The sequence below is a fragment of the Haliscomenobacter sp. genome (assembly GCF_040403615.1).
GTDB lineage: Bacteria > Bacteroidota > Bacteroidia > Chitinophagales > Saprospiraceae > Haliscomenobacter.
The window spans coordinates 1-12,300 of the sequence record NZ_JBBAKG010000145.1; the positions used below are offsets into that span (position 1 = coordinate 1).

Here is a 12,300-nt window from a genome sequence, read left to right on the forward strand (position 1 = left end):
AGCTGAACGTACTCCAGGCGCAGGCCCGCTTCCAGCTCGAAGTTGTTGCGTTCGTAGATGTAGTTGCCGTACAAGGCCGGAATGGTCTCTCCGTAATTGGCCCAGCCCGCAGCATTGGTATCCAGGGGAGAGTTGATACCCGGGAAAAAACGCATGTTGGTGGGGATGTACCTGCGGCGGAACTTGAAGCCCCCCTCAAAACGGCCATGCCGGAGTGGACGCACATAATCCAGACTAAAATCGGAGACATTTTCATCGGCAATCAGCTTGAAATTGTCTTTTCCAGTAAAAGTAGGATTGATGTTGGTCAGGAAATATTTCTCGTCCTCGCGGTGAAAGGTATAGTTGAAACTGACATTCAGGGTATGTCCGGCCTGCTTGAATTTGTGCTGATACACCGCAGATCCCGTAAAGAAGGTATTGAATTCATCTTCATGGAACTGCCAGAGCCGGCTGCGCACTGACAAATCTCCGTTGAAATAAGGAATATCCCCATCATCCAGGACGTGTTCGCTGCTGAACAGACCCGAAATGGTAAAGGCATCGTTGGCACTGGGGTTGTAATCAATTCCCGTCTTGGCAGCAATATTGGTGGTGGTACGGTTGCGTTGAACTTGCTGCCGGATCACGGTGCCATCATCATAATATCGGGTGGTAAACTCGTTGCGATTGAGGGTTTTGTCCAGCAACCAATCGCTTTGCAGAAAAGCGTTGATTTTGTTGCGGCGGTAGTTCAGGGCAAGCGATGGATTGAATTTTGGCGTAGCCTGGTATTGCTTGCGTATGTTGGGCAGACTCTCGGCCTTGGGCCACAAAGCTCCCAGGCCGGTCATCACTCCAATTTTCCCGTTTAATCCTTCTTCTTTGCTCTTTTTGTAGATGATGTTGATGATGCCCGCGTTGCCATTGGCGTCGTATTTGGCCGAGGGATTGTTGATGATTTCAATTTTTTCGATGGCTGAAGCGGGAATATTGTCCAGGTTTTTTTGATTGCCAAAGCCGGTGAGCGCGGTTTGTTTACCATCGATGAGTACGGTGACTTTATCGCTGCCCCGCAGTTGTACTTTGCCATCGTTGTCGGTGGTGATGCCGGGCAGGTTTTTCATGGCTTGCAACACCGAACCGCCGCTTTGGCTAAGGTTATCGGCCAGTGAAAAGGTCTTTTTGTCCATTTGGCTGTTGACTGCGTCTTGCTTGCCACTGACCACTACTTCGCCGAGCTGGACGGCGTCTTCCTGTAATTCAATAATGCCCAAATCCAAAAAGGCGCTCAATTTACCGACTTCCACGCTTTGTACACTGCGGCGGTAGCCCAACAGGGACAATTCCAAAACGTAAGTGCCACTGCTGAGATCAGCCACACTAAACCGCCCTTCCTCATTGCTGATGGTACCGTTGATTAAAGTACTGTCTTTGGCTGATTTGAAGACTACATTGACGAAGGGCAAGGGTGCCTTGGTGCTGGAATCTTTCAAAAGGCCGGAGATGGTGATTTTTGGGGTTTGGGAGAAAAGAAAAATTGGGAGAAAAAAGAGCGCCCAAAAGAGTGGTTTAAACTTGAACATGTAGGTAGGATTTGCGCTGAACAACAAAGGCAAATTACGAGAAATTAGCTGACACTTGGTGGGGATTTTGTCTGCAATAATTTAAATCACGGCTTCAAACAAGCAGTTCATATCCAAAGTGCTATCTATCGTCCCCAGGCTGTGTTCATTTTGCACCAGTGGAAATGTAGTCAATAAGGTGAAAAATAACTGCTTTGGTGTTGAAGTAGCTGATTTAAAAATAGCCTTTTTTAATTGAATCTCTTCAGCCTGTTCTTTGTTCAAAACAAATGGCGACTGATAAAACTTGATTTCAAAAAGATTAATGGCTTGATCGTTGCGGTCAATCAAGAGATCAACTTGGATTCCTCTTCCAAAATCACTCTTTTTTAAATAATAAGCAGATGCCTCGGTATAAATTCCACTAATTCCTAATGCTTTTTTGATGGCAGGGATATGTTTTAGGCATATGCTTTCATAAGCGTAGCCACTCCAGCTTTTCCAAGCTTGGGTTTGAGCCAAGCGTTCCCAAGTTCCAGCTCCTTCACCCCGTTTGTCTTCAATAAATTGGAGATAAAAAAGGGAATATTCATCCGTCAAGCGATACCGCAACTCTTTCCTCTTTTTGCCAAAAGAATAAAAAGACATGATGAAACCAGAGTTGGTTAATTCTTCTAAAATTCGAGTTGAACTCCCTCCATCTGTTAACCCTGTTTTTGACAAAATATCCTGCCTGGTCATGCCTTGCCAGGTATTGGCCAAAGCACGAACAACCAGGATGTGGTTTTCGGCATGGTCAAATAACGCGGGATACAATTCAGTAAATTCTTCACGCAAGAAACCCTGAGGAGAAAAGCAAATTTGATCAATGTTTTGCATCGCCGTTTTACCGGGCTCCACTTCTTTCAAATAGTGTGGAATCCCCCCCATCGCCATGTAAATTTGCAAAATATGGTAACGATTGAGCTGAATTGATCTGCTCTGTAAAAACAGCTCGGTTTCGTGGAGCGTGAAAGGTTGTAAGTTGACACGGCGAGTGATGCGGTTGTGCAAGCCACCCTTGTTACGCACAACGTTGGCAATCATCCAGGAAGCTGCCGAGCCACAAATAACAATGACCACGTGGTTTTGTGAAGCCCAGGAATTCCAAAACAGGCCAAAAGCTTTTAAAAAATCGGAATTGCGACCTGCTAACCAAGGAAATTCATCCAAAAAAACCACGATTTTTTCCCCATTCATCTTTTTTTCCAAAAAAATGATCAACATCTGAAACGCCTCTTGCCAGTTTTTGGGTGCCTGAAAAGGGAGCATAGGTTGGGCGTAATAATTCAAGCGGTCGATAAAATGTTGGAGCTGCTCGCGGGTGCTCCCGTTTTGGATGCCCGTAATTTCAAAACTGATTTTCCCAACATAGGTCGAACGCACCAAAAAGGTTTTCCCAACACGCCGCCGTCCAAGGATGGCAACCATTTCAGGCTCGTTGGACTGTATTGCTTTTTGTAAAATAAGCTGCTCCGCTTGGCGGCCAACCAGTGGTGTTTGGTTGCTCATTCTTGAATATTTTGAGAAACGTTTGCACAAAGATAAAGATTCCGCTGGAATGAAAAAGGATCAATCCAGCGGAATGTGCTTTTTTTAGGTAGATTCCGCTGGATTGAGCAAGGATCAACTCAGCGGAATGTAGCACTACACAAAGGATACGAATTCAAGTAAGTGAGTAATTATTTCTTCATCCAGGTAAAAAAAAGAAGCACCCCATTTTGCAACAGGGCGCTTCAAAAAATATACTCGATTATTAAACTTGTATCTTTTAGTTTTCCAAATCAGGCTGCGGAGTGTAGCGCAAGTAAGGCTTCACCACTGTAACTCCTTTTGGAAATTTCTCAATTGCCGCTTCGGTTGATACGGCAGGTACCACGATGACATCTTCACCCTGTTTCCAATCTGCTGGTGTAGCCACGCTGTAATTGGCAGTCAGTTGCAGAGAATCCAATACCCGCAATACTTCGTTGAAATTGCGACCGGTAGATGCTGGGTAAGTAATGATCAACTTCACTTTTTTATCTGGCCCGATGATGAACAAAGAGCGCACCGTAAAGGTCTCTGATGCATTGGGGTGAATCATGTCGTACAAGTCGGCCACTACGCGGTTTTCATCTGCGATGATGGGAAATTGCACATCTACATGTTGGGTTTCGTTGATGTCATTCACCCAACTTTTGTGCTTGTCCAAGGGATCTACACTCACCGCCAGCACTTTGGTGTTGCGCTTGGTGAATTCATCTTGCAAAAATGCGGTACGGCCAAGTTCAGTAGTACACACGGGGGTATAATCAGCAGGGTGTGAAAAAAGGATTCCCCAGCCCGTACCCAGGTACTCGTAAAAATCGATGTCGCCCGCAGTGGTTTGGGCTTGAAAATTGGGCGCAATATCGCCGAGACGCAGACTCATATCTTTTGATTTTATTTTTAGTAAATAAGTTTAACACCTATAATGTGTCTGTTGTTGTCCGCATTGACAGCTCAAAATTCACTTCACAAAGTGGTGGTGTTTTTTACTTCAACCACCAATTGATCAAGGTATAGGATTGCGTCAAAATAATGATCAATCCAACTATAAACATCAAGGATTTGGCGCTGATTTTTTTTACCAGCCAGGCTCCAAATGGTGCAGCCAATAAACCACCTACGATAAGCCCAACCACTACCTGCCAATTTTCTACTCCTACAAAAAAGAGAAATACCCCTGTACTAAAGAAAGTGACAAAGAACTCAGCGGTATTGACGGTACCTACTGTTTCGCGGGGGTCGTTGCCTTGGTTTATAATGTTGGAAGTTACGATTGGCCCCCAACCTCCACCTCCTACTGCGTCCAAAAAGCCACCCGTGATGCCCAAAAGGGATACAAACCTTACTTTTTCGGTTTGCTTGCGGGTACGGAAGCTTTTTATCAAAATCAATACCCCCAAAAACAACAAATAGGCTGCAATGTATGGTTTGATCACTTTGCCATCAAAAACCTCTGAAATCAAATACGCACCGACTACCGATCCGATTACTCCCGGCAAAATCAAGCGCAAAAAGAGCTTTTTGTCCACATTACCCTGAAAAAGATGGGAAAGACCCGATGCTCCTGTAGTGAATACTTCGGCAGTATGCACACTGGCCGTTGCCAGCTTAGGCGAAATGCCCAAATTAAGTAACAAAGTTGTGCAGCTCACACCATAGGCCATTCCAAGAGCACCATCAATCACCTGTGCTACAAAGCCTGCCAAAACATAGCCAAGGAAATAAATATCAAAAGGAAAGGAAAATTTCCCGGCAGTGTGTTGCCAAACTCCCCAAATCAATCCGATAGCCATTGCTACCTTCAGGGACAAAATGACCACTGAAATGTGCCTAAGTGTAATTCTTTCGAGCATATTTTGTGTTTAATCGAGTTCGTGGGGCGAATTTAGTAAAACCTCATCAACTTAGTAGAGTTTTTTTTAGGAAAATTTTAATTTTATAAACTTGAGTGGAATCCATCGGAATAAGTAATTTGCTAATTGCGACCGCAGCTCCTTTATCAGAAAGAAGGAGCTTGCGGTGCTTTGAAGCCAATCAAACTATGCAAAAGACCGTAAATTTTTTTCGAACCATTGGCTCCTGTATGCTGATTTTAGGAATACTGCAATTTCAGTTACAGGCTCAAGACCTCAGTGTAGCAGCCGCTGCCAATGTCCGCTTTGCACTGGAAGAAATCGAACGCGTTTTTGAGCAAAAAACCAAGCTGGTGGTGGAGATCAATTACAGTTCCTCGGGCAAATTGAGTACCCAAATCACCCAGGGCGCGCCTTTTGATGTGTTCATTTCCGCCGATGAAGAATATCCTTTGAGCTTGCAAAAGGCTGGAGCCACCGCCAATGCACCAAAAGTATACGCGGAGGGAACACTGGTACTCTGGACAACCCAGGTTGGCTTGAGCCTCAAGACAGATGGCAAAATTTTGCGCAGCGCCAAAGTGCAGAAAATTGCCATTGCCAATCCCAAAACCGCCCCTTATGGCCGCGCTGCGCTTGAATGGCTCAAAAAGAAGGGACTCTTTGCTGCGGTAGAAAGCAAATTGGTGTACGGCGAGAGCATTGCCCAAGCCACCCAATACATTCTGACCGGAGCATGCGAAGTTGGCCTTACCGCCAAATCAATGGTCATGGCCGATGAGATGAAAGGCAAAGGAAACTGGGTCGAAATCGATCCCAAAAACCATGAACCGATCCGACAAGCTGCGGTCATTACTACTTACGGCCAAAGCAAACATCCCGAGGCGAGTCAAAAGTTTTTTGATTTTTTGTTTTCGGCGGAGGCCAAAAAGATTTGGAAAAAATACGGATATAACTAATGGGTACTACCAGGGGCCAATCTGTTTAACTTGATAAAATCGAGTGCCGTTAAACCGATAAAGGCCTTGACCCGTACCCCACCACATCGTTCCCGATTGGTCTTGAAACATACTTTGAACACAACAAGTAAAACCGTCGGCAGATGTAAACACTCTAAACGCATTTGGATCTGATAGGGGAACAGAAGGATCAAATCTTGTTGTGCTGCCTCTTGCTGTAATCCAAACGATTCCCGACTGTTCTATAATTATTCCCCAAAACTCAGTTCCACCCAAGCCGTCTTTGGGGGTATATTCTGTAAAAGTTTTGCCACCTGTCCCGAGCAACTTGTGCTGAGCGGAGTCGAAGTAAGCCGAAGGATCAAATTTGCAGATACCGTTTTTCATTGTAAACCACATATTGCCTAATGGGTCTTGTGCAATACCTCCTGCATAGTTGTCACCCAAACCTTCTTTTTCATTGAAATTTACAATCGTTTTTCCATCGTAGCGAAAGACACCTTTATCAGAAGAAGCAAACCAAATGTTTCCATTTTTATCTTCCATAATGCCTGCAACATTTATAGCCGGGAGTAATGGAAATAGCGAAAAGCATTGACCGCCTTTTGCATCTGCTGAGGGGTCATATTGGTAAACGCCACCATGAGTGCCGACCCAAATGGTACCCGATTTGTCAACAAGGATGCTTTTTCGACTGATATCGATATGGCTCAAGCCATCTTTCTGATTGTAATTCCTAAAGGTTTTTCCACCCGCCCTGAGCGACTTGTGCTGAGCGGAGTCGAAGTAAGCCGATGGGGCATATTTATACACTCCTTGGTCAGTTCCAAACCAAAGATTACCTTCTTTATCTTCATTGATCGCAAACACCGAGTTGGCCATAAAACCATCAGGGTTAGAGAAGTAGGTGAGTGTTTTTTCATCATACCTAACCACGCCTTCTCCTATTGTACCAAACCATAGATTCCCTTTTGAATCCTGAAAAATACTTCGGATATATTGACTGACTAAGGTTGTGTCAAAATCGGGAGCCAAAGCAACTGTCTTAAAGTTTCTTATTATTGTTGGAAGTGTTTTGGAAGCAATAGGGTCTTTAAGTGTGTTTGTTTTTTCTTGCCCCTTGCAGGAAGTAGCAATTATCAAAAAGCTAAAGAGTAAAATTTTTTTCAATGCCATAATTACAATTTTTACTGTGTTAAAAATTTGATATCCTCAATATTTTAGTGTTCCCTAAGGCTTAAACAACTAGTGAGAATGCTTTCATGTCGGTGTGAGGCAATTGATTGAGTTATCGAAAATAGGTGTTTTTGCTACATTTAGCCCGCTATTGTTTTTTATATCGGGCTAAATGTAGCTTATTTTTGGAGATTTAGCCCGATATGATTTTCATATCGGGCTAAAAGTGGTATTATTACAGAGATTTAGCCTGATATAATTAACCAAACCCAGCCAAATCATTTACTATGCAACAAGTTTTAGTGGGCAGGAAACTGGAATTCGAAGTATTAAACAAAGCTTTAAATAGCCCCGAACCGGAAATGGTGGCCTTGATTGGTCGTCGGAGGGTAGGGAAGACTTTTTTGGTGCGGCAGACCTTAGCTGGAAAAATTGATTTTGAACTCACTGGTGAGCAAAACATAGAGATGCGCCAGCAACTCCAAAATTTTGCCGACCGACTGACGCTACACAATAAACCTAAGATACCTTTTCAACGGCCCAATAATTGGCATGAAGCTTTCAATATGCTCATTACATGGTTTGACGCCGATAAAAAGCCACAAAAAAGGGTACTTTTTTTCGACGAACTGCCTTGGTTAGCGACGCGTCGCTCTGATTTTCTACCCGCTTTGGGTTATTTTTGGAACAGTTGGGCCTCACAAAATAATGTCATGCTGGTGATTTGCGGATCAGCTGCCTCATGGATGATACAAAATATTGTTCGCGACCGGGGCGGGCTATACAATCGCATCACCCGGCGCATCCATCTGCAACCCTTCAACCTGGCTGAAACGGAGGCATTTTTGATTCATCGTGGAGTAAGACTCGACCGTTACCAATTGCTACAAATTTATATGGCCTTGGGCGGCATCCCGCATTATTTGAAAGAGGTAGAAGGCGGCAAAACAGCAGCTCAAAACATTGACCAAATTTGTTTTTCACCAAATGGGCTGTTGACGGATGAATTTCAACAACTCTATCCCGCGCTTTTTGAGCAAGCGGACAACCACATCAAAATAATCCGATTATTAGCCCGTTCGAGGCAGGGCATGACAAGAACCGAGATCATCGAGCAGGGCGAAGTGGCCAATGGGGGCAACACCTCCAAGGTGTTGGAGGAATTGGAAAGTTCCGGTTTTATAACCGGTTTTTACGCTTTCGGAAAAAAGAAAAAAGAGATGCGCTTTAGACTGACGGATGAATATTCTCTGTTTTTTTTAAAATTTATGGAAGAAAACAACAATCTTGAACGAGGTTCCTGGCAAACGTTCAGCCAAAACCAATCCTGGAAAAGTTGGAGCGGCTACGCCTTTGAAAACCTTGCCCTGCGTCATTTGCCGCAGATCAAAAAAGCCTTGGGCATCGCCGCGGTATATACCGAATCTTCCTCTTTTTTCCAGCGCGGAAATGATCAGCAGGCCGGATTTCAAATAGATTTGCTCATAGACCGAAACGATCATGCCATCAATGTATGCGAATTGAAGTTTTACAGTGAAGAGCTGATCCTGACCAAAGCAATGGCCACCGCAATGCGGCAAAAAATCGCCTACTTTAAGGCGGCAACCCAGACCAAGAAGCAGATTTTTTTGACCTTGATTTCGCCTTTCCCTTTGATCTCAAACGAACACAGCGTGGGTTTGGTGGACGTTTCGCTGACGATGGATGCGTTTTTTGAGTGAATTTGGAATTGGGAGTGTTTTTTGAGCAAATTGCTGGATTATTGCAAAATTTAAGCATTTTGCCCTCAATGCACGCTTGCAATTGATCGCTTTTTACCAGCAGAATTCGGAGGACAATTCCAAAAATTACAACATTCGTTTGTCTTGGGAGTACCGCCCGCTATCGTTTTTGTACGTCGTGTTGAATAAGTATGGATTTAAGGACTTATCGAACTTTAAATAGCTTGAAAATCATGGAATTGTAAAGTTGCGTTATTTGCGGCAGATCTGAGTGGAAGGGTTATTGCTCGCGGAATCTCACTTTTCTGGGGACTTTGCGCGAGCAATAATTATGTATTGCTCGCGCAATCTCGATTTTTTTTGGACTTTGAGCGAGTAATAGAATTATATTGCTCGCTCAAAGTCTGTATTTTTAAGACTTAAAGCGAACAATCATGTCAAAAGAGTTGATCGGAAGGGAAAATGAGCTGAGCGTACTTAAAAATTTACTCACTACGGATGAAGCAGAACTGGTATCGATCATTGGCCGTAGACGGGTAGGCAAAACCTTTTTGATACAGTCCGTCTACAGCGAACGCATTGCATTTGAAATAACCGGGATTCAGCACGCCAAAAACAGCGAGCAACTGGAAAATTTTGTCGTTGCGCTGAGTTTGCAAAGCAAATCTGCCCTACCCCTGCAAAAACCCAAAACCTGGCTGGAGGCATTTCATCTGTTGATTTTATACCTGGAAAATGTCATTGAAGGGGAAAAAAAGGTGGTCTTTTTTGACGAACTTCCCTGGTTGGACAGCCACCGTTCAGGTTTTCTCAATGCTTTTGGTTTTTTTTGGAACAGTTGGGCGGTGAAAAAAAACATCATCGTGGTCATTTGTGGCTCGGCTGCTTCCTGGATGATCCAAAAAGTGGTACACAACAAAGGTGGACTGTACAACCGCATCACCAAACGCTTGCACCTCCAGCCTTTTTCTTTGCGGGAAACCGAATTGTACCTACAAAACAAAGGCTTGAACCTCAATCGCTACCAAATCACCGAATTGTACATGGCGATGGGCGGAATTCCCCACTACCTCAAGGAAATCCAAAAAGGTGAAAGTGTAGCGCAAAGCATTGACCGGATCTGTTTTGCCAAAGGCGGCACCTTGTACGATGAATTTGAACAACTTTATCCCTCCCTTTTTGAACATGCGGAAAGCCATATGGCCGTCGTCCGGGCTTTGGCGGATAAACCTTCGGGTTTGAGCAGGCTGGAAATTGGACAAATCAGTGGAATTTCCAACGGCGGGGGCTTGAGCAAAACCCTGGAGGAACTGCAACATTCTGGGTTCATTGCGGAATACCTGCCCTTTGGACGGGTTAAAAGGGATTCACTTTTCCGCCTGAGTGATGAATATTCCCTGTTCTACCTCAAATTCATCGAAACTTTAAAAAAGGAAGGGGCGGGTATTTGGCAAAGTTTTCACGCCAGTCCGGCTTTCAATGCCTGGAGTGGTTACGCTTTTGAAAGCATTTGCCTCAAACATGTTCCTGAAATCAAAAAGGCCCTGGGTATTTCCGGGGTATTCGCTACTGCTTCGGCTTTTTACCGCAAAGGTTCCGAAGGAATGGATGGTTGCCAAATTGATCTATTGATCGACCGCGATGATAAGGTAATCAACCTGTGTGAAATCAAATGGGCGAATTCGGAATACATCCTCAGCAAAGCCTACGCAGCGGACTTGCGGAAAAAAATGGCCCTGTTTAAGCATTACTCGAAGACGAAGAAGCAGGTTTTTTTGACGTTCATCAGTACTTATGGAGTGCTGGAGAATGAGCACAGCCGAGGTGTCGTGGATCGGGAATTGGGATTGGGGGAGTTGTTTGGGGGGGAAGAATACTAATTTAACATTAAATGTTTCATGTAAAGTTAAAACATTCAGAGTTTTTCTCTATTTTTCAACCCAGTAACGTATTAAAATAAAAAAGCCGACCAGATTAAGTCGGCTTATAGATTTCTTAGGGGACGGAAAACACTTGAAAACAGAGGTGAGTTCCGAACCCCTTTCATTATCTTGAGTATCTTTATTCTGGCACAAAGATAACGCTTTTCATGATATGCAGCAACTAAATTTTAGTTATAAGGCGAATCAAATTCAACAGCTATTCGTTGAAAAAATATTGGAGTGCCTGTATATCGGCACCTTAGATAGCTATCGATTAAGACTTCACAACCCTAAAACGGTAATTGAAGAATTGGTTGCGGTTACTTGCCAAGTGAAGGAGAATGTACTTCAAAGACAAGAATATGTGGCTGAAGTAAGTAAAGAGACTAAGTCTTTGCTAGAGAAAGGAGCCAAAGGTTTAATTTTTTCATCAATTCATCTGAAGTACTATATAGAAGACGTATTGACATCAAAATTGAAAGACCATGATACCCTAATCCAGTCAAGTAAGCTAGTTTTGAAAGACAATTTAAACTATGCTGAAGCTCTCGTCAATGAAATAAAAGTGCAGATAGATCGATATGACGGCGGTGATATAAGCGACCCAAATAAAAGCGACATGATCGATCTAAATAATTTTAAAGTACTAATTGAATTCTCTCTGATCGAATTGGCTAACGTAGGGTATGCTAAACAATACCTTTATCATTTTCTGAGAACAGTATTTGTACATACAGGGGGTGAGAATATGTCGTTTAATCATAGGTACGAGCTATTCAAGGAGCTTTTTAACAGAGGTAAATCCTCATACATAGTTGTTTTCAACATACTAAGTGATCTATTTCAATTCAGTAACCTTTGTGAAATAGATCATGCTTACATCCAAGTAAATAAAAAATTTAGAGCTACACTTCCTAAAAATCTAGCTGATCAAGTGAAGAAGTATTTGGAAGACAACAAAAAGAACAAACTAGTTGGGTTGAGTGTGGAAGCGCATGATCATTATGAGGCTGTCGAAATTTCAAGGGTTAAAATATCAAAAGATTTAGATTTATACCATTTAGGGTTCAATGGCATTAAAAACTCGATAGATCGTCAAGCCGTAGTCGTCAGCATTGAAGACCCCTCTAAGGCTTCTACAGTCCCTAGTAATTATCAATTGGAAGGCTATACAAGGGGAAATCAAGAAGTTTTCAATATTCTCCTGAAAAAAGTTCGAAAATTGCACGCAAATAAAGTTTCAAAAGAGTCAATTGAAAAACTTACTTCAGGGTTTCGATGCTTGAGGATGGGATCTGAAGCTGCTGAACTTGAAACCAAACTGCTGAATTTCTGGATTGGCCTTGAGTTTGTTTTTACTTCTTTTAAAAGTGATAAAAGTACGATCGATAGAATTAAGACTTATTTTCCATCTTGTCATTCATTGATATACATCCGAAGAAATCTATATGATTTCCATAAGGCAATTGAGCGGATGGGGCTTAGTAAAAAAATTGAAGATTACAATGAAAATCTTGTGTATCTAGCTAAACACAAAACGTATACTACGGTTATTA

General features: G+C 43.0%; 9 protein-coding genes. 4 read left to right on the top strand and 5 right to left on the bottom strand.

The features are described 5' to 3' along the window. From ABW391_RS26495 to ABW391_RS26510, 4 genes are all read right to left on the bottom strand, one after another. Positions 1-1,565: TonB-dependent receptor (locus ABW391_RS26495; RefSeq protein WP_353484924.1), on the bottom strand; the 1,565-nt coding region annotated here is incomplete at its 3' end. An 81-nt stretch (positions 1,566-1,646) separates the two neighbouring features. Next, a complete protein-coding gene (locus ABW391_RS26500; RefSeq protein WP_353484925.1) occupies positions 1,647-3,095 on the bottom strand; it encodes an AAA family ATPase in 1,449 nt (482 codons plus the stop codon). Positions 3,096-3,354: 259 nt separating this feature from the next. Next, the gene (locus ABW391_RS26505) at positions 3,355-3,996 is read right to left on the bottom strand and encodes a peroxiredoxin (protein ID WP_353484926.1); all 642 of its coding nucleotides are present in this window, start codon (positions 3,994-3,996) and stop codon (positions 3,355-3,357) included. A gap of 103 nt (positions 3,997-4,099) precedes the next feature. Further along, entirely contained in the window at positions 4,100-4,966 is an 867-nt protein-coding gene (locus tag ABW391_RS26510; RefSeq protein ID WP_353484927.1) for a sulfite exporter TauE/SafE family protein, read from the bottom strand. A gap of 188 nt (positions 4,967-5,154) precedes the next feature. Here ABW391_RS26510 and modA point away from each other — a divergent pair, with 188 nt between their 5' ends. After that, on the top strand, positions 5,155-5,925 hold the full coding sequence (modA, locus tag ABW391_RS26515) for a molybdate ABC transporter substrate-binding protein (RefSeq protein WP_353484928.1): 771 nt from the start codon (positions 5,155-5,157) through the stop codon (positions 5,923-5,925). Between the two features lie 6 nt (positions 5,926-5,931). On the opposite strand, the gene ABW391_RS26520 is transcribed toward modA, so the two are convergent. Then, complete coding sequence (locus ABW391_RS26520) at positions 5,932-7,101, bottom strand: ligand-binding sensor domain-containing protein (RefSeq protein ID WP_353484929.1); 1,170 nt, start codon at positions 7,099-7,101, stop codon at positions 5,932-5,934. 287 nt (positions 7,102-7,388) lie between these two features. Here ABW391_RS26520 and ABW391_RS26525 point away from each other — a divergent pair, with 287 nt between their 5' ends. The 3 genes from ABW391_RS26525 to ABW391_RS26535 form a co-directional block, all read left to right on the top strand. Continuing rightward, positions 7,389-8,822, top strand: a complete 1,434-nt coding sequence (locus ABW391_RS26525) for an AAA family ATPase (protein WP_353484930.1) — start codon at positions 7,389-7,391, stop codon at positions 8,820-8,822. 434 nt (positions 8,823-9,256) lie between these two features. Continuing rightward, positions 9,257-10,702, top strand: coding sequence for an ATP-binding protein (locus ABW391_RS26530; protein WP_353484931.1), 1,446 nt, complete (start codon positions 9,257-9,259; stop codon positions 10,700-10,702). Between the two features lie 214 nt (positions 10,703-10,916). Next, a partial coding sequence (locus ABW391_RS26535) for a hypothetical protein (protein ID WP_353484932.1) occupies positions 10,917-12,300 on the top strand: 1,384 nt, incomplete at its 3' end.